Source organism: Aeromonas sp. 6P, assembly GCF_051919525.1.
Taxonomy (GTDB): Bacteria; Pseudomonadota; Gammaproteobacteria; order Enterobacterales; family Aeromonadaceae; genus Aeromonas; species Aeromonas veronii.
On the sequence record NZ_JBQBEO010000002.1, the window covers coordinates 2,544,346 to 2,567,705 of the forward strand.

At 60.3% G+C, this 23,360-nt stretch carries 20 protein-coding genes and 1 other RNA gene; 7 read left to right on the forward strand and 14 right to left on the reverse strand.

Features of this window, described 5'->3' with window-relative positions; translation table 11 throughout:
- Positions 1–72: 72 nt before the first annotated feature.
- Genes ACTG2J_RS11885 through ACTG2J_RS11895 form a run of 3 tightly spaced genes read left to right on the forward strand, consistent with a single transcriptional unit; the run spans position 73 to position 3,045 of the window.
- Entirely contained in the window at positions 73–1,188 is a 1,116-nt protein-coding gene (locus ACTG2J_RS11885; protein WP_439988583.1) for a glycosyltransferase, read from the forward strand.
- Between the two features lie 31 nt (positions 1,189–1,219).
- Positions 1,220–2,413, forward strand: coding sequence for a glycosyltransferase family 2 protein (locus tag ACTG2J_RS11890; RefSeq protein ID WP_113739420.1), 1,194 nt, complete (start codon positions 1,220–1,222; stop codon positions 2,411–2,413).
- Positions 2,410–3,045 carry a sugar transferase gene (locus tag ACTG2J_RS11895; RefSeq protein WP_113739419.1) on the forward strand — a complete coding sequence of 212 codons (636 nt, stop codon included), beginning with the start codon at positions 2,410–2,412 and terminating at the stop codon, positions 3,043–3,045. The genes ACTG2J_RS11890 and ACTG2J_RS11895 overlap by 4 nt, the downstream gene beginning before the upstream one ends.
- A 193-nt stretch (positions 3,046–3,238) precedes the next feature.
- Here the strand turns inward: ACTG2J_RS11895 and ACTG2J_RS11900 are convergent, their stop codons facing one another.
- The 6 genes from ACTG2J_RS11900 to ACTG2J_RS11925 all read right to left on the reverse strand — a co-directional run bounded on the left by ACTG2J_RS11900 (position 3,239) and on the right by ACTG2J_RS11925 (position 9,392).
- The gene (locus ACTG2J_RS11900; protein WP_113739418.1) at positions 3,239–4,240 is read right to left on the reverse strand and encodes a glycosyltransferase family 4 protein; all 1,002 of its coding nucleotides are present in this window, start codon (positions 4,238–4,240) and stop codon (positions 3,239–3,241) included.
- An 80-nt stretch (positions 4,241–4,320) separates the two neighbouring features.
- Entirely contained in the window at positions 4,321–5,811 is a 1,491-nt protein-coding gene (locus tag ACTG2J_RS11905; protein WP_439997520.1) for a SpoIIE family protein phosphatase, read from the reverse strand.
- Between the two features lie 23 nt (positions 5,812–5,834).
- Positions 5,835–6,503, reverse strand: a complete 669-nt coding sequence (locus tag ACTG2J_RS11910) for a tyrosine-protein kinase family protein (protein WP_005360129.1) — start codon at positions 6,501–6,503, stop codon at positions 5,835–5,837.
- Position 6,504: 1 nt separating this feature from the next.
- Complete coding sequence (locus ACTG2J_RS11915) at positions 6,505–8,610, reverse strand: SLBB domain-containing protein (RefSeq protein ID WP_005360128.1); 2,106 nt, start codon at positions 8,608–8,610, stop codon at positions 6,505–6,507.
- 18 nt (positions 8,611–8,628) lie between these two features.
- Entirely contained in the window at positions 8,629–9,045 is a 417-nt protein-coding gene (locus tag ACTG2J_RS11920) for a hypothetical protein (RefSeq protein ID WP_139429626.1), read from the reverse strand.
- Positions 9,042–9,392 (reverse strand): STAS domain-containing protein, encoded by a 351-nt coding sequence (locus tag ACTG2J_RS11925; protein ID WP_005333409.1) that lies wholly within the window; start codon positions 9,390–9,392, stop codon positions 9,042–9,044. Before ACTG2J_RS11925 ends, ACTG2J_RS11920 begins: the two co-directional genes overlap by 4 nt.
- Before the next feature lie 339 nt (positions 9,393–9,731).
- Between ACTG2J_RS11925 and ACTG2J_RS11930 the strand changes: the two genes are divergently transcribed.
- On the forward strand, positions 9,732–10,223 hold the full coding sequence (locus ACTG2J_RS11930; protein ID WP_219264008.1) for a molybdopterin-dependent oxidoreductase: 492 nt from the start codon (positions 9,732–9,734) through the stop codon (positions 10,221–10,223).
- Positions 10,224–10,231: 8 nt separating this feature from the next.
- Complete coding sequence (locus ACTG2J_RS11935) at positions 10,232–12,058, forward strand: ATP-binding protein (protein ID WP_368174108.1); 1,827 nt, start codon at positions 10,232–10,234, stop codon at positions 12,056–12,058.
- A gap of 335 nt (positions 12,059–12,393) precedes the next feature.
- Here the strand turns inward: ACTG2J_RS11935 and ffs are convergent.
- From ffs to ACTG2J_RS11975, 8 genes are all read right to left on the reverse strand, one after another.
- Positions 12,394–12,490, reverse strand: an RNA gene (gene ffs / locus ACTG2J_RS11940) — signal recognition particle sRNA small type.
- A gap of 102 nt (positions 12,491–12,592) precedes the next feature.
- Complete coding sequence (locus ACTG2J_RS11945) at positions 12,593–13,381, reverse strand: sulfite exporter TauE/SafE family protein (RefSeq protein WP_113739414.1); 789 nt, start codon at positions 13,379–13,381, stop codon at positions 12,593–12,595.
- 104 nt (positions 13,382–13,485) lie between these two features.
- Entirely contained in the window at positions 13,486–14,922 is a 1,437-nt protein-coding gene (arcD, locus tag ACTG2J_RS11950) for an arginine-ornithine antiporter (RefSeq protein ID WP_005336921.1), read from the reverse strand.
- A gap of 358 nt (positions 14,923–15,280) precedes the next feature.
- Positions 15,281–16,060 carry an SDR family oxidoreductase gene (locus ACTG2J_RS11955; RefSeq protein ID WP_005345138.1) on the reverse strand — a complete coding sequence of 260 codons (780 nt, stop codon included), beginning with the start codon at positions 16,058–16,060 and terminating at the stop codon, positions 15,281–15,283.
- A gap of 51 nt (positions 16,061–16,111) precedes the next feature.
- The gene (gene mmsB, locus ACTG2J_RS11960) at positions 16,112–17,032 is read right to left on the reverse strand and encodes a 3-hydroxyisobutyrate dehydrogenase (protein WP_439997521.1); all 921 of its coding nucleotides are present in this window, start codon (positions 17,030–17,032) and stop codon (positions 16,112–16,114) included.
- A gap of 51 nt (positions 17,033–17,083) precedes the next feature.
- Positions 17,084–18,196: an enoyl-CoA hydratase/isomerase family protein gene (locus ACTG2J_RS11965; protein WP_201953306.1), complete on the reverse strand. Its 1,113-nt coding sequence runs from the start codon at positions 18,194–18,196 to the stop codon at positions 17,084–17,086.
- Positions 18,197–18,214: 18 nt separating this feature from the next.
- Complete coding sequence (locus ACTG2J_RS11970) at positions 18,215–18,997, reverse strand: enoyl-CoA hydratase (RefSeq protein ID WP_439997522.1); 783 nt, start codon at positions 18,995–18,997, stop codon at positions 18,215–18,217.
- Between the two features lie 140 nt (positions 18,998–19,137).
- A complete protein-coding gene (locus ACTG2J_RS11975) occupies positions 19,138–20,295 on the reverse strand; it encodes an acyl-CoA dehydrogenase family protein (RefSeq protein WP_201953303.1) in 1,158 nt (385 codons plus the stop codon).
- A 317-nt stretch (positions 20,296–20,612) separates the two neighbouring features.
- Here ACTG2J_RS11975 and ACTG2J_RS11980 point away from each other — a divergent pair, with 317 nt between their 5' ends.
- Positions 20,613–21,755: an isovaleryl-CoA dehydrogenase gene (locus tag ACTG2J_RS11980; protein ID WP_201953300.1), complete on the forward strand. Its 1,143-nt coding sequence runs from the start codon at positions 20,613–20,615 to the stop codon at positions 21,753–21,755.
- A complete protein-coding gene (locus tag ACTG2J_RS11985) occupies positions 21,752–23,353 on the forward strand; it encodes a carboxyl transferase domain-containing protein (RefSeq protein ID WP_265783845.1) in 1,602 nt (533 codons plus the stop codon). The genes ACTG2J_RS11980 and ACTG2J_RS11985 overlap by 4 nt, the downstream gene beginning before the upstream one ends.
- Positions 23,354–23,360: the final 7 nt, after the last annotated feature.

The window sequence follows — 23,360 nt, forward strand, 5'->3', positions numbered from 1 at the left end:
GCAAGAGTGGTACAAGATTCGCATTCTCCCGCTATCCGGGGTGTCACCCCTTCCCTTGCCGGAGCGCGAACCATGTTGTCATCAACCCCGTCGCACAGACCCTATCCCCGCAGAAGCTCCATCGTTCAAATAGTGCAGCACCTGCAGCCCGGCGGGCTGGAGACCATGGTGCTCAACCTCACGCAGGCGAGCCCCGCCGAGCAACCGGTGCATATCATCTCCCTCGAAGGGCGCAAAGGGGATGTGCTAAGGGCGTGGCCCGCCCTGCGTCCCTTCGCAGGCAATATTCACTGTCTGGAAAAGCCCGCGGGCTGGTCGCTGGCGACCCTCTGGCGGCTCACCCGACTGCTGCGCCAACTCAAGCCCGTCGCGGTACATACCCACCATCTGGGGCCCATGCTCTATGGCGGTCTGGCCAGCCGGCTGGCCCGGGTGCCCACCCTGGTACACACAGAGCACGATGCCTGGTATCTCGATGATCTCCATCAGCGCACGCTGGCCCTGTGGGGGCTGCGCGCCTTCAAACCCATTCTGGTGGCCGATGCCAAGCCGGTGGCCAACCAGCTGCTGGCCAAGCTGGGCCAGTTGTCGCCAACCGTGATCCCCAACGGCATCGATGAGCAGCGCTTTGCCCCGGGCGCCGCCGCCCTCGCCCGTCAGGAGATGGGATTGCCGCAAGGGGTCAAACTGATTGGCTGCGCCGCCCGCCTTGAGTCGGTCAAGGGGCATACCTTGCTGCTGGAGGCGGTCCGCACCCTGCCGGAGGAGGTGCATCTTGCGTTGGCAGGGGTCGGCAGTTTGCAAAATGCGTTGCAACAACAGTGTCAGCAGCTGGGGATCGCCCATCGCGTCCATTTTCTGGGGCTGGTCGAAAACATGCCGCGCTTCTATCAGGGGCTGGATCTCTTCTGCCTCCCCTCACTGGCGGAGGGGATGCCGCTTTGTGTGCTGGAAGCACAGGCGTGCGGGGTGCCGGTGGTGATGAGCGATGTGGGGGCGGCCAGAGAGATCGTCTGTCAGGCCAGCGGCCATATCCTGTCGGAGCGGGATCCCGACCGCCTTGCCCAGCTTCTGGCACAAGGGTTGCTGCACTGCCATAGCCTGCGTGCCGTCACCCGAGAGTTTGTGTGCCAGCAAAGCAGCTTGAGCCGGATGGCTCAGGCCTATCAGCAGCTTTACAGCCGCTGATCAAGCGACCCGATGACCAGAGGAGCATCCCATGGAATGGATCATGATCGTGTTCTGGCTGTGCGCTGTACTGGTGGTCTACCACCATGTCGGCTATCCCCTGCTGCTCAAATTCGGTGGTCGGCAGGCGCGCAAGGTAGCCAATCCGCCCCGCCCTCTGGATCGAGGGTTCAAAACAGACGCCGCCGATGAGGCGCTGCCGACCATCACTTTGCTGATGCCGGTCTACAACGAGGCGGCGACCATCGCGGCCAAGCTGCAAAACCTCGCCAGCCTCGATTACCCCGCCGACAAGCTGTGGGTGCATGTGCATTTCGACGGCTGCAGCGACAACAGCTACCCCATTGCGCTGAGCCAGCTCGGTGATCCCGCCCTGCAGCAGTTGCAGATCAGGCTATTTGATCACCCCCGCAATCGCGGCAAGGTCGCCGTGCTCAATGAGGCCATGACCCGGGTACACAGCGATCTGGTGGCCCTCACCGATGTCTCGGCCCTGCTGCCCATCGACAGCCTGCTGCTGGCGGTCGCCCATTTTGCCGATCCCAAGGTAGGGGTGGTCGGGGAAGCATACCGCTTCTGGCAACCGGGCTCCCAGGGCGAGGAGAGTTACTGGCACTATCAAAGCCAGATCAAGCTCTGCGAATCGGCTCTTGGCGGCATGCTGGGGGCCCACGGGGCCTTTTACATGATGCGCAGGGAGTGCCTCACCCCGCTGGCTGCCGATACCATCAACGACGATTTCATCCTGCCGATGCAGGCCATCGCCAAGGGGTATCGGGCGGTCTATGACAATCGCTGCGCCGCACTGGAGCTGGAAATTTCGGATGCCGCGCTGGAGGCGACACGACGCAAGCGGATCGGCGCTGGCAACACCCAGCAGCTGCTGCGGTTGCTGCCCCTGCTGCACCCCAAGTTCGGCTGGGTTGCCTTCAACTTTGCCAGTGGCAAGGGGCTGCGGGTACTGATGCCACTCTGCCTGACCCTGCTGTGGCTCTGCGCCATCCCGCTGGCCACCCAATCCCTGCTATTTCAGCTGCTGCTGGGGCTGCAACTGCTGGGGTATCTGCTGGTCATCTTGATCCAGCTGACCCCTGTGCACCCCTGGCCCAATCTGTTTCGCAAGATCCACTATCTGGTACTCGGACACTGGTACAACGGCATGGGCACCCTGCGCTACTGCCTGCGCGCCCCCATACGTTTCATGTCACAGGAGAAAGCCGTATGACACACCCCATTCCAAGATTGACCCTGGTGGTCAAACGCAGCATGGATCTGCTCGGTGCCACTCTTGGCCTGCTGCTGACGCTGCCACTGTGGCCGCTGATCATGTTGGCCATCCGGCTCGATAGCCCGGGTCCGGTGTTCTTTCGTCAGCTGCGGATCGGGCGCAGCCACGCTACCCATACCGAGCTCTTTTTCATGATCAAGTTTCGCACCATGCGCGCCGACGCCGAGGCGGGCACCGGGCCGATCTGGTGTGGCAAGGGGGACTGCCGGATCACCCGCAGCGGCGACTTTCTGCGCAAAACCCGGCTCGATGAGCTGCCGCAGTTTATCAATGTGCTCAAGGGGGAGATGTCGCTGATCGGCCCCCGGCCGGAGCGACCCGGGATCGCCAACCGGCTGGAAGATGCGGTGCCGTACTTTATCGAACGCACCTATGAAGTGGCCCCCGGTATTACCGGTCTGGCACAGGTCAATCAGGGTTACGACGAGTCGCTGGATGATGTGCGCAGCAAGCTGGCGTTCGATCTGGCCTACTCGGTCGCCCTGCTCCACCCCTGGCGTTGGCTGGTGCAGGATGTGCATATCATCGGCAAGACGATTGCCATCATGGTTGGCAAGAAGGGGCGCTAATCCCGCCGCATCAACCTCAACCACATATCAACGCCCATCAGGCCATTGCTACTGCAATGGCCTTTTTTATGGCGCATCCTTGTGGCACATCAATGGTGATCACAGAAGCAATCCGCCCCCTGCTCCCCCTAACACCGGCACAGAAAAAAACGAGTGGCCAGCGGCCACTCGTTTTGACAGGTTTCTCCGTGATTCAGGCGCCGTAGACAGCCAGAATATCGGTCACTCTGTTGTTGACGCTGTACCCGCGGGCTATGGTGTTGCGGGCCGCCTGACTCATTTTGCTGCGCACCACCCCATCGCTGCGCAGCCAGTAGTTGACCAGCTCCGCCATATCCCTCACATGGCCGGGCTCCACCAGCCAGCCATTGGATTTATGGTCGATCAGATTGACCAGGCCCCCCACTGCAAAGGTACAAACCGGTATGCCGTGGGCCATCGCCTCCAGGGCCACCAGCGGCAACCCTTCAAAGCGGGAAGTGATGCAGAGCAGGTCGATGTTGTGCCACTCATTGGCCATGTTCTGGAAACCATGAAGCTGGACGCGATCACCATACTGCTGCAACAAGGCACTTTTCATGGGGCCATCCCCGTAGAGATGAAACGCACCCTCCGGGCAGAAGGCTGAGAGCTGGCAGAACGCCTCCGGCCCCTTTTCCGGCGAGAGGCGGCCGACAAAGGCAATCCGGTTGCCAGTTACCGTAGCCGGCGTCGCAGGCATGGGGACAAAGTTGCTGATCACCGTGCTTGGCACAGGCAATTTGCGAGCGATGGGCTCGCTTACTGCAATACACTTCGCAAAACGCGCTGTAGTGCGATCCAGCCAGCTGTAAAACTTCAGCAATCCCTCCCCGTCATCCCCGCTGTGAAAAGTCGAGACCACCGATTTACCGGTGAACCAGGCTGTCAGCCGCCCCAGCACCCCGGCCTTGTAGCCGTGGGTATGGATCAGCACAGAAGCAGGCTGGCGGGCCAGACGGCGCATAAAATCGCGGCTGTTTTGGCACACCTCGTAGGGCAAGCCCTGTTGTTTGAGCAGGGTCGTAAACGGGGTCATGCCGTGGTTGCTCACCAGCACTATGGTGGGGCGAAATCCCCTGGCCAGCAGATCGTTGGCGAGATGGATAATGTGAACTTCAATTCCACCGACCTGACGCGCATCGATAGCCAGCCAGATCTGCTGCATGGGTAACATAAGGCCCTCCTCCCGTGGCTCCATGCCACCTGAAATGAGGCGCTGCATAGAGCGGGCCAGTCAGGCAAAGCGGGGCAGGATCAGGCGCCGGGACAGGCGACCAGCAAGAGGGTCATGTCATCGAGGGCGGCATCATTGATGCGCTCATCAAACCAGCGGGCAATGCGATCAGCCAGTTGCTCAAGACCGGGCCCCGAAGTCAGGCAGATCTCCTTGAGCTGCGACTCCCAGCGTTGGCGCTCTTCTGCATCACGGCTATCGAGCAGACCGTCGGTCCAGAACAGCAGGATCTCGCCGGGCTTGAGCTGACGCTCATTGGTCACGAAGTGGGGATCCGGGCGCAAACCGGGCAAGGGGCCGGTCACGCCGACCTGACGGATGGCACCGGGCCCGACCAGCCAGGGCGCCGGGTGGCCCGCGCTGGCCCACTGTACCCGCCCCTCGTTGCCGAGTTCAATGCAGAGGGTGGTGAGCAGGGTAGCCCCGAGGAGCGGATCACTGTGAACCGCATTGGACAAGATGGTCAGCAAGCGGGCGGGGGCGCGCTCCAGATCGTGCGCCGTCAGCAAGCCGCGCAGATAACCGGCATAGGCATGGGCGAAGAACTTGGCTTCCGCATCGTGGCCCATCACATCTCCGAGCCACAGCACCCGATCCTTGACCAGCAGAAAGTCACCGCCCCCCACTGTGGCCGCGCGTGTTTGCAACGCCAGCTGGTATCCCCCTATGGAGGTGGCGGGCAATAACGGGCGCAGCGCCGAGGTCATGCGCTGATCCAGCTGCTCGCCCCATTGCGACTTGAGCTGCTGCGAGCGTTGCAACACCCGCGAAACCGCCAGCAACAGGTCCTTCTTGGTGATGGGTTTAACCAGAAAGTCATCGATCCCCAGCGCCCCCGCCCGACTCTGGGTCCACTGATCCTGATGACCGGTCAGGAAGATAAAGGGCACCCCCTTCATCTTGGGATCCTTCATCAACTGCTGGCGCAGCCCAAAGCCATCGATCCCTTCCATCTCGATATCGGAGAGCACCAGCGCGGGGGGTTGCTTCCCGAGCGCCAGCAGGGCGGCATGGGAGTCGGCATAACTTTCAACTCGGTAGTGCTCATGAAGGTAGGCGGTGAGCAAGGCACGCATCACCTTGTCATCGTCGATCACCGCGATCACCGGCAGTTGGTTGACCGGGCCCTGCTGGCGAAGGGTCACGCGATTGCGATCACCGTCGCGAGAGAAGTGCACCTCGGCAAACAGTTGGTGCACCAGCGCCAGCCCGTATCCCCCCTCCTGCAGCTCATCGGGTAACGGCGCACTGGCAAGACCGGGTTGCGGGCCGCCATCATCCTCCAGTATCAGACTCAAGCCCGTTTCATCCTCTTTCAGCGTGAGCCAGAGCCGGGTCGCGGGAGGAGCTGTGTGTTTGACGCTATTGGTGGCCAGCTCACTGAAACAGAGCAGCCAGTTGGCTTGATCCTTTGGGGAGACCTGAAACAGGGAGAGTCCCTGCGCCAGCCGGTTGCGCAGTTCGCGCACCGACTGCAGGGTTGCCGGAGCAGATCGCAACCAGTCATCCATATCGGGCCTCCATCAGCGGGCGATCAGATCCGGAAATTGAGCAAGGCACTGCGCCGGCACCAGCGCTTGAGCCATTCGGTCACCCGGTTGCTGGGCAGCCGGTTGAGCTCGCGCAGGATCTCGCTGGCCAGCCCCGGGTTGAGTTTGTCGTTATAGACAGCGCCAATCAGATTGGCCTCGGCACGGGTCAGTTTATCCACCGCACTTTGTACCACGGTCGTCGGGGTCACCCCCGCCAGTACCACCAGCAGCGCCCCTTCACAGGCCCCACACACCTGATCGGCCGGAATATTGCCCCGATTGAGAGCGGTGAGCGGCGAGGTATCGAAGATCACCACATCGTAATGCTCCAGCCAGCGAACCAGCAGCTGACGCAAGGTATCCTTGTTGCGAAAAGCCATCAGATCCTTGCCCGGCGCCGGGAGCAAGGACAAGGAGCGGCCAGTGGCCACCGGCTCGGGCACATCATTGGGCCCCCAGGCAACCGCCGTGGCGCGGCCGGGGTGATAGAGATTGAGATCCACCAGCAGGGTGCGTAGCCCATCCGCCTCCGAGCGCCTCGCCAGCGCATCGCAGATGGAGCTCACCCCCTCTCCCCCTTCCGACGAGGTGACCGCCAGCGAGCGGATCCCCCGGGCGACCGTCGCCGCGTAGAGGGATTCGAGCTCCAGATATTGAATGGGGATGCTCATATCAAAGCGTCCCGACCAGGGCCACCACCGAGATCGTGGTCAGGATGTCGCGCATGCCATCCATGAAGATGGCCCAGTTGCTGCTTTTGCTATCAGGGATAAAGACGGTGTCCCCTGCGCGCAGCACCGGTAACTGGCTAAAGTCGGGCTCTTTGGCAAAGCCGTCGAGATCGAAGCTGCGGGCCTGATCCCCCTGACCACTGGTGGCCATGTTGATCACCACAATCTTCTTGATATAGGCGCTGCTGGTCGGGCCCCCTGCCTCGGCCAGCAGATCCAGCAGGGTCATGGAGGAGTCAAAACGGTAGCGACCGGGACGGGCAATCGCCCCCAACACCCGAATGGTGTTCTCCTTGGGCTCATCGAGCCAGGGGCGATTCTTCTCCGGCAGGTAGATGGAGTCGCCGGGCAGCACCTTGGGCAGCAAGGTTTCATCGCCGGTTTCAAAGTAGAGAGCAAGGTCGAGCTTGCTGACCCGCGCAGTGCTGCCACTGCGATGGGCGATGCGCACATTGCGCAGATCCGCCGCCGCAGTCGGACCATCGGCGGCCGACAGGATGTCGATAAAGCCCATCTGCTCATTGAAGGCATAGCGACCGGGGGCTCCGACCTGACCGAAGATATAGATGGAACTGTCCGGTGACTGGCGCACCCACTGGGATTTGTTGTCACTGGGATCGGTGGGCAGCTCGGGGATCATGATGGTGAATCCGGCCCGGATCTTCGGCAGGCTGGCCAGCGCCCCCCCCTGATGAAGGAACTTGTCGAGATCAAACAGGGTTGGCGTGGCCTGCCCCCCTTCGGCGGTCAGGATCTGCACCTTGGCGATATCGGCCCGCTCGTTGGGGCCACCGGCGTGGGCGATCAGATCCAGCAACGACATTTCGTCAGACCATTCATAACGCCCCGGGATCCGCACCGCCCCCATCACCATCACCGCCCGCCCGGGTGCCACTTTCAACCAGGACTTCTCGTTGATATCGGTCTTTTCCGGCACAAAGATGGCATCACCGGGTTTGACTTGGGGCAGCGCCTTTTGCATCCCTTCGGTATAGGCCTGCAAGTCGATGGGTTCGATCGTGCCATCGGTGCGCAGCAAACGGATCTGGCGACTCTCGGCATAGCGGGTCGGGCCGCCGGCATTGGCCAGAATATCGAGGAAGGAGTCCCCTTCCCGCCCCTCATAGGCGCCGGGTTTGAACACCTCGCCCATGATGTAGATGGTGCGTGCCCCCCGTTTTATCTGCTCTTCATCCTTGGGCACGAAGATGGTGGCGCCCGGCGCCAGATTGGGCAGCAACTTGTTGTTGCCGGAGTCGAGATAGGCTTTGAGATCGAACAGCTCGGGAGCATCACCATTGATCACCCGGATCCGCTCCACCCCGGCAAAGCGGGTCACCCCACCGGCTCGCATCAGCAGATCCACGATGGAGTTGCCGCTCTTGAAACTGAAGGCGCCAGGGCTGTTGACCTCGCCAAATACCTTGATCGCCTTACCGGTATCGCCATCCCCGCCTGCCGCCAGGGTTGCCGCATCAAAATCTATTTGCACGTTGCCGATCAGCGGAGAGGCGGGTACGAACACCACATCAAGGGATTGCAATGGCGGCAACACGCTGGCATCGCCGGTATCGAGATAACGCTTGTAGTCGAAGCTAGAGACCGTGCTGCCACGCCGCACCTGCATATTGTTGAGCTGAGCACCGGGCACCAGACCGCCAGCGGCATCGAGGGCCATCTGCACGTTGCCATCGGGCGCCAGATCATAACTGCCGGGTTTTTTGACATAGCCCATCACGCTGATCAGCAGCCGCTTCTCCAGCAAGGTGACGGTCAATTGAGAGAGGTTGTTGTAAACAGGTTTGAGGGCGGTGCGGATCAGTTCATCCGCCTGTTGCAGGGTCTTTCCCCCCACCACGACGTTGCCAACTTCAGGCAGTGCAATCTCCCCCTGCTTGTTGATCTGGAAAGGCTGATCAAAAGCAGGCTCACCGGGTTGCACTATGGCCAACCGATCACCGGGAGCCAACAAGGTGGAGGCCAGTAACGGGCAGGTGAACAACAGCAAGAGAACACAGATCAATCCTTCGAGAGCGCCCCGTTTCATAGACATCCTTTTCGTCTGTTACGTCTGCCCCCATTGGCGTAAGGGGAGCCCTGACCAATCAGCACGACAGCCATCCGCTGTTGTCTGTTGCAGCCGCAAACGTACTTGTTGTAGTGATTGTGCCAGCACGGTCTGACGCCAGGCTACATCCGACCAGAGCCGTCCGTGCATATCCCGTTCGATATCAATACGTTGAGATTGTAGTCGTTTCAACTCGGCAGGCATACACCCCTGCAGACTCGCTTGCTTTAATTCCGTCAGCAGCAAGTCGAGTTCCTTCTGACGCTCATCATAACGAGACCAGGCCCGCCGTTCATCCTCATTGACCGGAATACGGGTAGGTCTTGCCTCTGCCATGCCGCCATACCCCTCCGGCGGCCACTGCGCACAACCCGACAGCAGAATGGACGAGAGCAGGATACCAAAGCGTTTCATGATGCCGCGGCCATCATGCCACGGGAACGCATATAGGCCTTGATGCTCTCATGGCAGGGGATCACCCGGTCGATATGCAGCATCTCCAGCAGGTCATGAGGTTGACCGGGTCCACAGACAAGGGCCATCTGATGCCCGTTCATAATCAATCTTTTATAGAGAAATACCAAGGCTCCGATCCCCGACGAGTCGATAAAATGAACATCGCTGATATCGGCCAGGATATCTCCCGGGTGGGTCGAGAGGGTTTCAAACAACGGGCGGAGCTCACTGACGGCCATCGCGTCAAACTCGTTTTCCAGTACCACTACCTGGATATCATTAAGGGTGTAAGTCATGCTTTCCATCGCTAGCTCCTTGTCGATTCTCAGACTATTTGCTGTCACGGCATTCAGCACGTTGCAAATGTTATGCCGGGCAGTGCCACGGCACTTGTTCTCCAAATGATACTCTTTGTGCCTTATTCACCGACACCCACTCCTCGTTTTGATTGCCAAATTGCAATTAACCTCCCCCGCACGTTGCAAACTGCAATTCACCTTGGCCGAGATCGCCAGATAACAGGCTAAATGGCTGATAATTCAAGCCCATTAGACTGGGCCCGATTATTGCTTGCCTTTGGACACACCTCACAAGCCACCGTTGGCTCGGCCCCCCATGCCGCCATTTTCCAGGAAGGAGAGATCATGAAAACAGGCCTTTACATCGCACCACTGTTGGCAGCCCTTTGCGGCACCGCATACGCAGCCCCCTCCCCTGACAGCGCCGTGTTGAAGGTTGAAGGCGCCATCAGCAGCCCCACTCATCAGGCTCTGGCCCTGTGGGACAGCGCCATGCTGGATCAACTGCCGGTACACGAAATCAAAACCCATACCCCCTGGTATGACGAAGCCAAGACTTTTCGCGGCCCGCTGCTGCAAGATGTATTGGCCAAGGTCGGGGCAACCGGCAAACAGCTCACCATTACCGCGCTCAATGACTACTCGGTACAGGTGCCGACAAGCGATGCCGAGCAGTATCGGGTCATCCTCGCCCGCACGATCAATGGCAAGCCACTGTCGGTGCGTGACAAAGGGCCGCTGTTCCTTGTCTATCCGTTTGATCAATATCCCGAACTGCAAAACAAGCTCTATTACGGTCGGGCTATCTGGCAGATCAGCGCGATAAAAGTGGAGTAAATCCCATCATGCGTTCCATGGCGGCCAGTCAACGTTTCTTGTTTGTGGTGCTCTGCGTGCTGCTCCTTGCCTTTGCCGGTATTGGTACCATTCAGTACCGGCAATTTCAGGATCTGCAGCGCAGTACCAGCCAAGGCGAAGACAACGTGATGTGGAACTATTTCCAGCTCTATAACGAAGCACTGCGTTTTCAAAGCTCACTGCTCCATGAGTCGCAACCGACCTTCCAGCTCAGATACGATATTCTGGTCAGCCGCATGGATCTGGTGCTGGAGAGCAAGGATCGCAGCCTGCTTCAGCAAACAGAAATATATCAGCAGGCAAGCAAAGCCATTCGATCCTACATCTCTCTGGCGGATATCTGGCTCGGCCCGGAAGCCACCAAGCCGCTCGACAATCTTGCCCATCAGGAGCTGCGCCAACAGCTTGCCTCCCTGCTCCCCCTGCTCCATCAGCTGACTCTGGAGGTGAACCAGCAGGCGACCCTGTTTGATGTGGCGCGTCGCGACAGCGTGAGGGAGCAGATCATCACGACGACACTCATCGCGACCCTGCAATTTGCGCTGCTCTTTGTGCTCGCCCTGCTGATCTGGCGGCAAATGAATATCTCGTTTCTGCAACACAAACTGATGCAGCAGCTCAATGACAAACTGCTGCGGGCAAATCAGGCGGCAGAGGCAGGCACAAGAGCCAAAAGCAGCTTTTTGGCCAACATGAGCCATGAAATTCGCACACCCATGAATGGCATTCTCGGCATGCTTTCCCTGCTGGCCGACCGGGATATGGATCCGAGGGAGCGAGACTATCTGGAGACGGCGCGGGAATCGGCAAACCATCTGCTCGGTCTGCTCAACGACATTCTGGATGTATCCAAGCTGGAAGAGGGCAAGATCGAGCTGCAACTGGCCCCCCATCACTTGCCCCAGCTGCTGGAGGATATCCGGGCCCTGATGCAAAGCAACTGTGATGCGAAAGGGATCAAACTGACCCTGACTGTTGCCCCCGATACGCCGGAGTGGTTGATGATCGACCCGCTGAGAGTGCGCCAGATCCTCTTCAATCTGGTGAGCAATGCCATCAAATTCACCCATCAGGGAGAGGTCAATATTCGCGTTGATAGCACCCTGTTGGAGCAGGATCGCCACTCGATACGCATCTCGATCCAGGACACCGGGATCGGCATGAGCAAAAGTCAGCTAAAGAACCTGTTTCAACGTTTCGCCCAGGCGGATGTCTCGATCACCCGCCAATATGGCGGATCGGGCCTGGGACTTGAAATATCCCGTAACCTCGCACGCCTGATGGGCGGCGATATCTCGGTAGAGAGCAGCGAGGGGCATGGCAGTACTTTTACCTACATCTGGCCCGCCAGAGCCACGACCCCCTCGATTGTTTGCCTGCCGTCCAAGCCGCTGGATCAGGAGAGCTATCGCATCTTGCTGGTTGATGACAATGCCACCAACCGCAAGGTGATCGGCGCCATGCTCGACTCCGTGGGCCATCAGGTCACACTGGCCGTTCAGGGAGAAGAGGCGCTGGAGAAACTGGGTCACACCGAATTTGATCTGGTGTTGATGGATGTCCAGATGCCAGTGATGGATGGCCTGGTGGCCACCACCCGGATCCGCACCTCCCAGATGCCTTGGGCAGATATCCCCATCATCGCCCTGACGGCGGATGCGATGCCGGAATCCAAGCAATACTATCTTTCCCATGGCATGAACGGGTATATCACCAAGCCCATCAATAAAGAGACGCTACTGAGCGAGATAAACAGACATATTTCCCATGGGCGGCTCAAATACAACGCAGCCATGCGTGTCACCAAGCAATAACCCCCCCCCTGATTCCGGGCTACTGATTGCTCATGTGGGGCAACATTGACCTCTGCAGGCAACTGAATGGGCTTGGGTCTGAAACGCATACAGGCAAGCAAACAGCTTGGTCACCTTGTTGCATGCACAAAGTTTGTCTCGGGTATGCAGGGATTTTTGGATCTATTTGCGGCGACCAGGGGAGCGTGGTGACTTTCCGGTAATACCAGATGCCGTGGGGACTGAGCCAGAGATTCACAGAGAAGACTCCTGATTCATCCAAACAAAGTGGATTACCAAGAGGTCTGAAGGGGGCTATTAGCTGTAACTTATTGAATTGCAGAAACAAGTGGTGGCCCTACCAGCCACATCCCGGCACTCGAGTCCCCCGCCTTGGCTGCTACCTTCCGGTCCTGACCAGGTCGACGGGTTATCAATGCGAGAGGACCAATAGGACCACCGGCGAAGAGAATAGGCAAACTGGGCGTTCAATGCAACGGCTTTCTACCCTCCAACAGATCGTTTGCCTTATTTTTCAACAATCTGCCGAATGAATCAGCTAAACAGCATAAATTTCGCCCCCACCAGCAGCATCAGCAGAGCAAATGCCTGCTTGAGGCGTCTTGGTGACAATCGGTGTGCCAGCTTGGCACCAAGGCGGGCAAACTGGGTACTGGTCAGCACAATGCCCAGCAGGGCGGGCAGATAGATGTAGCCCACACTCCACTCGGGCAGATCGGCATGATCCCAACCCGCATAGAGGTAGCTGAGGCTCCCCGCCAGCGCGATGGGTATGCTGCAGGCTGCAGAGGCCGCTACCGCATTGCGCATTGGCACCGAGTTCCAGCTCAGATAAGGGACAGTGAGCGAGCCACCGCCAATACCAAACAGGGCTGACATCCAGCCAATGATGGTACCGGCAATGCCTGTGCCGAGCGGCCCCGGCATATGGCGCTCCGCTTTGGGTTTAAGGTTGAGCGCCATCTGTAGCGCCATGCTCCAGGCGAAGCAGCCGATGATGATATTGAGGGTGCTGGTGCTGAGCAGATTGGCGGTCATGCCGCCGAGCCAACCCCCGATCAGCATGCCGGCGCCGAGTCGGCGGATCATCACCCAATCGACGGCGCCCGCTTCCTGATGTGCTCTAAGCGAGCTGAATCCGGTAAAGATCATGGTGGGCAACGAGGTGCCGAGGGCCAGATGGGTAATTATTTCAGGGTCGATGCCCTGGGCGCGAAAGGTCATGACCAGCACGGGGACAATGATCAATCCACCGCCAATCCCGAACAGCCCTGCCAGCATGCCGGCAAAGGCGCCCAGCAGGAGGTAACCCATAAACAGCATAAAAATTCCTGTGTTAAACAAAAACTGGCCAACACGGCCGGGCAACAGTGGATATCTGCATGAAAAAAAGAGATGGCGCGAGGGCCATCTCTTCATTGTGCCGGTTAGTGCAGTGGAATGGTACCGTCCATCACCTTGTAGAAGGCCAGCACGGCACAGCCAAGCAGGGCCGCCGTCATCCCCTGCTCCAACCGGTTAAGGCCGCGCAGACCGTGATGCTGACGCGCCTTCCAGTAGATGAAGATGCCCGGACTATAGAGCAGCGCCACCAGCAACAGGTACTCCACACCGGCAGCGTATACCAGCCAGCAGCCGTAAACCGTCGCCACCAAGGCCAGCAGCAGGTCACGCTTGCGCTGATGAGGTTGACCCTGATAGGTCTCCCCTTTCAATGCCAGCTTCAGGCCATAAGCGCCCGAAAAGACGTAAGGCACCAGCGCCGCCGAGGTTGCGATGTTGACCAGCGCCAGATAGGTGCTGCTCTGGAAGTAGATGATGATCAGGAAGATCTGCACCAGACAGGTAGAGCACCAGAGGGACACCTGCGGCGAGCCGTTCTTGTTCTCCTTGGCAAACCAGCCCGGGAACACACCGGTCTTGCCCGCGATGTAGGGCACTTCAGCGGCCAGCACGGTCCAGCTGAGCAGAGCACCCATCACCGACACCACCAGACCGATGTTGATAAGCCAGGCGCCCCAGGGGCCGACCACGGCTTCGAGGATCATGGCGGTCGAAGGGTTCTTGAGCGCCGCCAGTTGCGGCTGGCTCATGACACCCAGCGAGAACAGGGTCACCATCACATAGAGTGTCAAGGCGCCGAGCAGCGCCAGCACGGTGGCACGGCCCACATCCTTGCGATGACGGGCACGGGCAGAGACCACCACGGCCCCTTCAATCCCGATAAAGACCCAGAGGGTCACCTTCATGGTGGACTTGACTTGATCCATCACGGAGCCCAGCTCCATGTTGTTCTGGCCCCAGATATCCAGAGTGAAGGTATCCATGTTGAAGGCCAGCAGGATCGCGACACAGAAGACGATGAGCGGCACCATCTTGGCGATGGTGGTGACGATATTCACCAGCGCAGCGACCTGCACCCCGCGCAGCACCAGCGCATGCACCGACCAGATCAGGATGGAGGCCAGCGTGATGGCCACCGGCGTATTGCCGTCACCGAAGATGACGTTGTCAGGCGTATCGAAGAAGTAGCTCAGGGCGCTGAACACTACGATGGCGTAGGAGACGTTGGCCAGCAGTTGGCAGAGCCAGTAACCCCAGGCGGCGTTGAAACCGATGAAATCGCCGAAACCGGCCTTGGCATAGCTGAAGATACCGCCATCGAGATCGGGGCGGCGCATGGAGAGGTTCTGATAGACTAGCGCGAGACAGATCATGCCAAGACCGGTGATGGCCCAACCCAGGGCGACCGCCCCGGCACTGGCATGCGCAGCAATGTTTTGTGGCAGACTGAAGACCCCGGCGCCGACCATGGAGCCGATCACCAGCGAAATGAGGGCGCCCAGCCCTAGTTTCTTGTCCATTTCAATCCTGTTTATTTAGGCGGCGGCAGAGCGTCCGTATTCATACTGCGCGCAATATGGGAGGGGCTGGGAATCCTGACCCCGTGAAAAAGGCGGCAACTATATTGCATGACTATTCCGACCGCAATCCCTCGTCCCGTCAATCATGCACCGCCTTGACCGCGCGCAATTTTACAGCACTGACCCATATGGCCTGTGAGCTGGCTCAAATTAACCAAGACCCATTGATATTTCTCATTTTTCTGCCAACACAGCCTGACTCGCATGGTTCCTATGCATCGCCATTCAGGCACTCTCTGTATAAATAATCTGCATAAAAAAGCCCCGGTGGAAACACCGGGGCCCATTATGTAAATCCCTATAAACGCAAACCGCCATCCAGTTCTATCATCCTTCCCGACAGATAGTCGTTGGCAAAAATAAAGCTCACCGTCTCGGCAAGCTGCTGCGCCTCGCCAAGGGTGCCGACCGGAATGGCCTGCTGCATCCGCGCCATCGCCTCCGGCTTCATCGCCGCCGTCATGTCGGTGGCAAACACCCCGGGGGCAATCCCCATCACCCGAATGCCATGGCGCGCCAACTCCCGCGCCCAGGTCACCACCAGCGAGGCAACCCCCGCCTTGCTGGCGGCATAGTTGCTCTGGCCAATATTGCCAGCGCGGGCGATGGAGGAGATGTTGATGATGACGCCCCCCTGCCCCCCTTGCGCCATCAGCGCCGCTCCCTCGCGACCGCAGAGGAAGGTACCTGTGAGGTTGACGTCAATCACGCTCTGCCACTGGGCCAGCGTCATCTTCTCCACCAGCTCACCCTCTTTCACCTTGATCAGCATGCCATCGCGCAAAATGCCGGCGCAGTTGATAAGACCGTGCAGCACGCCAAAACGCTCCTTGATGGCAGCAAAAACCGACTCAACCTCGGCTTCGCTCGCCACATTGCAGACAAACAGCTCGCACTGGCTATCTTGATCGCACTGATCATTCTGACTGCGCACCAGGGCTGCGGTCGCCTCCAGATCGGCGCGATTGATGTCGAGCAGCGCCAGCGTCGCCCCCTGTGCGCCCAGGGCCAGCGCAATGGCCCGTCCCAAGCCACGTCCAGCGCCGGTAATAACGATGACCTTATCTTTGATATCCATCAATGCTCCTTGTAGCGGTCGAAGGGAGATGCCTTGAAGAGAGGTGGCCCGTCAGGCGGGATCCTGTTTATCCAGATAGAGTTCGACGATGCTGGAGAAATCACGGCTCCCCTGCCCCTGAGCGGCATGCAGGTTGAACAGGTTACGGGCGAGCGCCCCCATCGGCACAGCGCTGTGGCCATGCTCGGCCAGCGCCATGGCCAGCCCCAAATCTTTCACCATCAGACGGGTCATAAAGCCCCCCTGATAGTTGCGGGCGGCAGGGACATTCTCCATCACCCCGGGCCAGGGGTTGTAGCGCTCCAGACTCCAGTTGTTGCCGGAGCTCTTGCCCATGATGGTGGAGAGCACGGCGGGATCCAGTCCCTCCTTCACCCCGAGGGCCAGCGCCTCGGCGGTACCCGCCATATGGATCGCAAGCAGCATGTTGTTGCACATCTTGGCGATCTGCCCGGCACCCAGCGCCCCGGCGTGAAACAGGTTCTGCCCCATGCAGGCGAGCAGAGGTTTCGCCGACTCGAAATCCGCCCTATCGCCGCCAACGATAAAGGTGAGCGTCCCGGCGGCCGCACCGGCGACACCGCCCGATACGGGGGCATCAATAAAGCGCAAACCGCGTGCGCGGGCCGCCTCCCCGACCTGACGGGCAGAGTCGACATCTATGGTGGAGCAGTCGATCACCAGTGCACCAACCGGCAGGGCGGCCAGCAGATCCTGCCCACCTCGCTCACCGGCGCTCTCGCCCAGCCAAAGATCGCGCACATGCTCCCCCGCAGGTAGCATGCTGATCACCACCTCGCAGCCGGTCACCGCCTCACGGGCATCCCCCGCGGCGATGCAGCCAGCGGCGATAGCGCGCTCAATGTTTTGGGCAACCAGATCAAACACCTGCACCCTGTGCCCGGCCCTGGCCAGATTGGCCGCCATGGGCCCCCCCATGTTGCCGAGCCCGATAAACCCTATCCTTGTCATCCCGCTTGCTCCTTGCGTTGCTGATGGCGGCGTGCGCCGGTTGCCAAGATGTTATTCCTTGCAGGCCAACGGATTGCGCCCCTGCGGCCAGCGATAGAAATCATTCAGCCACTCCCCCTCCGGTGGCAACTGTTGCCAGCGGGGATCTTTATCCTTGTCGATCAGCAGTGCCCGTACCCCTTCCACAAAATCCCCCTTCAGCACGCAGTTGACCGAGAGGGTCAGCTCCTCGGCAAATACCTCGGCCAGGGAATAGCGGCGAGCCTGCCAATATTGGCGCCACAAAATGGCACGGCTGATGGGGCTGCCGGTGCGGCAGAGCTGCTGCGCCTGCTGGAGTACCGCCTCCTGTTCATCGAACTGAGCCTCGAACAACCGCGCCAATACCCTTTGCAGCGTGCGTCCCGCCAGCAAGGCATCGATCCTCTGTTGATGGGGCAGCAATACTGGCGCTGGCAACCGGGCCGCTACCTCACGGTGCAATCCCCTGAGCAGCAGATCGATCTGCTCACGAGGCTCACCACTGCCAGCCCAGTCGAGTACGGCGAGGCGTGACAACAGCGCACTGCACTCGCCACTGTCGATAGCGTGATCCGCCAGCCCAAGACCGATGGCATCACTCCCGTTGAAGCGGGCACCTGTCAGACCGAGCCAGAGCCCCAGCCGCCCCGGCATCCGGCTTAAAAACCAGCTTGCTCCCACGTCGGGGTAGAGGCCTATGGTCACCTCCGGCATGGCGAACAGGCTCTTTTCGGTCACCACCCGAAAATCGGCTCCGGCAAACAGGCCAATACCGCCCCCCATGCAGATACCGTCCGCCACGCAGATCAGGGGCTTGCGGTAAGAGTGGATGTGGTGGTCGAGCCGGTACTCCTGCTCGAAAAAGTCGCGGGCATATTCGAACAGTTCCGATCCGCTCGCCTCCTGCTTGCGGTAATAGAAGGAGCGGATATCGCCACCGGCACAAAATGCCTTCTCACCCGCCCCCTGCAGCAGCACACAGACGATGACGGGATCCTGCTCCCAACGGGTCAGCGTCTGTTGCAGGATCTGGATCATCGGCAGGCTCAATGCGTTGAGAGACGCAGGGCTGTCGAGAGTCAACACCCCGACCTGATGACCATCTTCGGTGGGATAACAGCTAACCTTGACCGGCTCACTCATAAACGGCTCCGTATGGATTTATTCTGTTGGGCCATATTGCCAGCGCGGTAAGCGTTTCTCCAGGAAGGCGGCCACCCCTTCACGCTGGTTGGCATCGCTAAAGAGATCGAGAAACAGCGCTCGCTCAAGGGGCAAGGCTGCATCCCGTGGGCCACTGCGCCCCTGATTGATCAGGATTTTGCAGGCGCGCAGGGCGCTCGGGCTCTGGCGCTCCACCAGATGGGCCATCTGGTGCGCCGCCTCCCACGCCTGACCGGTTTTCACCACCTCCTCCACCAGCCCCATCTCGTAGGCCAGCGAGGCACTCACCTTCTCACCGCAGAGGATCATCCGCTTGGCCCAGCCCGGCCCCACCAGCTCGGTCAGGCGCTGGGTGCCACCGGCACAGGGAAGCAAGCCCACCGAGGCTTCCGGCAGTCCCAGCAACGCCTGCTGCTCGGCGATGCGGATATCACAGGCCAGCGCCACTTCCAGGCCACCGCCCATGGCATAACCATTGATGGCGGCGATACTGACGCCGTGAAAACGGGCCAGCGCCTCGAAGGCCTTGCCAAAGGCCTCGGCTACTTCGCGGGCCAGCTCGACATTCCCCTCGACAAACATATTGAGGTCGGCACCGGCGCAGAAAAATTTGTCGCCCGCACCACGGATCACCAGTGCCACCACATCGGGACGACTGTCGAGCTCCACCATCATCTGCAAAAAGGCCTGCAGGCTGGCGAGGGTCCAGGTATTGGCAGGGGGATGGTCGAGGGTGATATAGGCCACGTGGCCATGATATTCGAGTCTGATCCTTGTCATAACATTGTCCTTGTCGATGAAGCTGCCGCCATGATGACAGGCTTGAATGACACCAACCTGTGGCTGGCTCACAAAGCCGAAACCGGCATGGCATGGTGCAAATCGGGTGGCAGGCAACACACCCTTGATGCGACCACCGGTTAGCCCAGCGACAAACCGGGATCGGCCAGCATGCGGCGCGCGATGATGAGTCGCATCACCTCGTTGGTGCCCTCCAGAATGCGGTGTACCCGTGTATCGCGCAGATAGCGCTCGAGCGGATACTCGCGGATATAACCATAGCCGCCAAAGAGTTGCAGAGCCTCATCACAGATTCGATAACCCACATCGGTGGCAAACCGTTTGGCCATGGCACACCAGGCACTCTTGTCGGGAGCCCCGCGATCCAGCTTGTCGGCGGCCTGACGCACCAGCAAACGGGCGGCAGCCAGCTCGGTCGCCATATCGGCCAGGCGAAACTGCACGCTCTGGAATTCGCTGATCGGGTGACCAAATTGCTGGCGCTGCTGCACATAAGCCAGCGCATCGTCCAGCGCCTGCTGGGCGGTGCCCACCGAACAGGTGGCAATATTGATGCGCCCCCCATCGAGGGCCTGCATGGCGAACTTGAATCCTTCCCCCTCTTCGCCCAACCGATAACAGGCAGGAATGCGAACCCCGTTGAAAACAACCTCCCGGGTCGGCTGGCTGTTCCAGCCCATCTTCTCTTCTGCCTTGCCATAGCTCACGCCGGGGGCATTAGCCGGCACCATAAAGGCAGAGATCCCCTTCGCACCTTCACCACCGGTACGGGCCATCACCACCAGCACATCGCTGCTGCCTGCCCCCGAGATAAAGACCTTGGTCCCCTCGATGAGGTAGCTGTCACCCTCGCGCACCGCCCGGGTCTTGAGGGCCGCCGCATCTGAGCCTGCCCCCGGCTCGGTGAGGCAATAGGAGCCCAGCAGCTCGCCACTGACCAGCTTGGGCACCCACTCTTTGGCAACCTCGGTGGGCAGCCAGCTGCCCAGCATCCAGCTCACCATGTTGTGGATAGTCAGATACGCCGTGGTCGAGGTACACCCCATGGCGAGGCGCTCGAAGATGAGGCTCGCATCGAGGCGAGGCAGCCCCAATCCGCCAAACAGCTCCGGAGTATAGAGGCCACAAAAACCTAGCCCGGCCGCCTGCTTGATGGTCGGGATCGGAAACTCATGCTCCTTGTCCCAGCGAGCGGCATGGGGTTTGAGCGCCTCATCGGCAAAGGCGGCGGCCGCCTCCACATACGCCTGTTGATCATCGGTCAGGGTAAAATCCATCTCGTCGTTCACTCCCTTGTTGCCCCACGCTTATTTTCCCGCGCTTACTTTCCTGAGTTAGTGCTTTATGACGCGGCGCCACACACTGGTCATTCGGATCTGCCACTATGGCGCTGTTGTCGTGGTAGCTGATGACGCTCTCACTACCACCGCTTTATCGACACACAACAGATTAACAATTGATTTACGTTTACGCTAACGTAAACTTGTGGCAGAAGTGAAGTACAAAATGGACCGACCACTGCCAGCCGTAACGCCGAGTCAGCCGGTCGAGCCAACCTTCCTACCCGACTGTCATATCCGCAAGGAGAGCATGGATGCAGATGGATGAGACCCTGAATGCCCTGACCGAACAGGTTGCGGCCTTCTGCCAGAAAGTGATCGCCCCACGCGCCAGCGAGATCGATCAGAGCAACGCCTTTCCCCGTGATCTCTGGCCCCGGATGGGTGAGCAGGGGTTGCACGGCATCACGGTGGCGGAGGAGTATGACGGGGTAAACCTCGGCTATCTGGCCCACGTGCTGGTGATGGAGCAGGTGAGCCGCGCCAGCGCCTCGGTCGGCCTCTCCTACGGCGCCCACTCCAACCTCTGCATCAACCAGATCCACCGCCACGGCACGGCGGAGCAGAAAGCGCGCTACCTGCCCCCGCTGGTAAGCGGCGAGCATGTGGGGGCGCTGGCCATGAGCGAGCCGGGAGCCGGTTCAGATGTAGTTAGCATGCGCCTCACCGCGGAGCGCGAGGGCGATCACTTCGTGCTGAACGGCAACAAAATGTGGATCACCAACGGCCCGGATGCCGACACTTTTGTCATCTATGCCAAGACAGATGCCAGTGCAGGCCCCAAAGGGATTTCTGCCTTTATCGTTGAAGCCGGCACTCCCGGTTTTTCTACCGCCCAGAAGCTCGACAAGCTGGGGATGCGCGGCTCCAGCACCTGCGAACTGGTGTTCGACAACTGCCGAGTGCCGCAGGAAAACCTGCTGGGCACCCTGCACGGCGGGGTCAAGGTGCTGATGAGCGGGCTCGATTACGAGCGGGTGGTGCTGGCGGCGGGCCCCCTTGGCATCATGCAGGCCTGCATGGATGTAGTGCTGCCCTATGTGCGTGAGCGCAAGCAGTTTGGTCAAGCCATCGGCGAGTTCCAGCTGGTGCAGGGCAAGCTCGCCGACATGTATACCCGCCTCGCCAGCAGCCGGGCGCTGGTCTACTCGGTGGCGAGCGCCTGCGATCAGGGTCGCACCAGCCGTAAAGATTGCGCCGCAGCCATCCTGTTTGCCGCCGAAAACGCCACCCAGATGGCGCTCGATGCCATCCAGTTGCTCGGCGGCAACGGCTACATCAACGAATACCCCACCGGTCGCCTGCTGCGGGACGCCAAACTCTACGAGATCGGCGCCGGCACCTCGGAGATCCGCCGCTGGCTCATCGGCCGCGAGCTGATGGGAGAAAATGCATGAGTCGTATCCACTCCCGCCTCGACACGGCGAGCCCGGAATATGCGGCCAATCGGGCCGCCATGCAGGGGCTGGTCGACGCTCTTAATGCCCGCATTGCCGAGATTGCGCAAGGGGGCGGCGCGGCCAACAACGCCCGCCATCAGGCCCGCGGCAAGCTGCTGCCCCGCGAGCGCATCAATCAGTTGCTGGACCCGGGCTCCCCGTTTCTCGAACTGTCGGCGCTGGCTGGCTGGCAGGTCTATGACGAGCCGGTGCCCGCCGCCGGTATCATCACCGGCATCGGCCGGGTCTCGGGCAGGCTCTGCATGCTGGTGGTGAACGACGCCACCGTGAAGGGCGGCACCTACTACCCGCTCACGGTGAAAAAACACCTGCGCGCCCAGGCCATCGCCGAGCGGCTGCGCCTCCCCTGCCTCTATCTGGTGGATTCCGGTGGCGCCTTCTTGCCGATGCAGGATGAGGTGTTCCCCGACCGGGATCACTTTGGCCGCATCTTCTACAACCAGGCCCGCATGTCGGCCCAAAACATCCCTCAACTGGCAGTGGTGATGGGGCTCTGCACCGCTGGCGGCGCCTACGTGCCCGCCATGGCGGACGAGTCGATCATGGTCAGGGAGCAGGCCACCATCTTTCTGGCGGGTCCGCCGCTGGTCAAGGCCGCCACCGGCGAGGAGATCAGCGCCGAGGCCCTGGGCGGCGCCGAAGTGCACTGTGCCCACTCCGGCGTTGCTGATCATATGGCCCGTGACGATGCCCACGCGCTGGCCATCGCCCGTACGCTGGTGACTCATTTGGGCGGCAATCCGGTAGAGAGCAGCCCCGGCTACGAGCCCCCCTGCTACCCGATCGAGGAACTCTACGGTCTGGTGGGCACCAGTCTCAAACGCCCTTACGACGCCCGCGAACTGATTGCACGACTGGTGGATGGCTCTGATTTTGACGAATTCAAGGCGCTGTTCGGCACCACACTGGTGACCGGCTTTGCCCGTATTTGCGGCATGGAAGTGGGCATCCTCGCCAACAACGGCGTGCTGCACAGCGACAGTGCCCAGAAGGGGGCCCACTTTATCCAACTCTGTAACCGGCGTGCCATCCCGCTGCTCTTTTTGCAGAACATCACCGGCTTTATGGTGGGGAGTAGCGCAGAAAAAGAGGGGATCGCCAAGCACGGCGCCAAGCTGGTCACCGCAGTGGCCTGCAGCCGGGTGCCCAAGATCACCCTGATCGTCGGCGGCAGCTTTGGTGCCGGCAACTACGGCATGTGCGGCCGCGCTTATGAGCCCGATTTTCTCTTTAGCTGGCCCAACAGCCGCATCTCTGTCATGGGGGGCGAGCAAGCTGCCGGGGTGCTGGTGCAGGTGCGTCGGGACAAGCTGGCTGCCGAGGGCAAAGATTTGAGCGAGCAGGAGGCGGCCGCCATCCGTGCCCCGGTGATCGAGCAGTATGAGCGGCAGGGTCACCCCTACTACGCCAGCGCCCGCCTCTGGGATGATGGCGTCATTGACCCGGCCCAGAGCCGCACCGTGCTGGCGCTGGCGCTCGCCGCCTGTCAGGGTGACCGCATTGAACCCGAGCAGTACGGCATCTTCCGGATGTAAGGAGCAA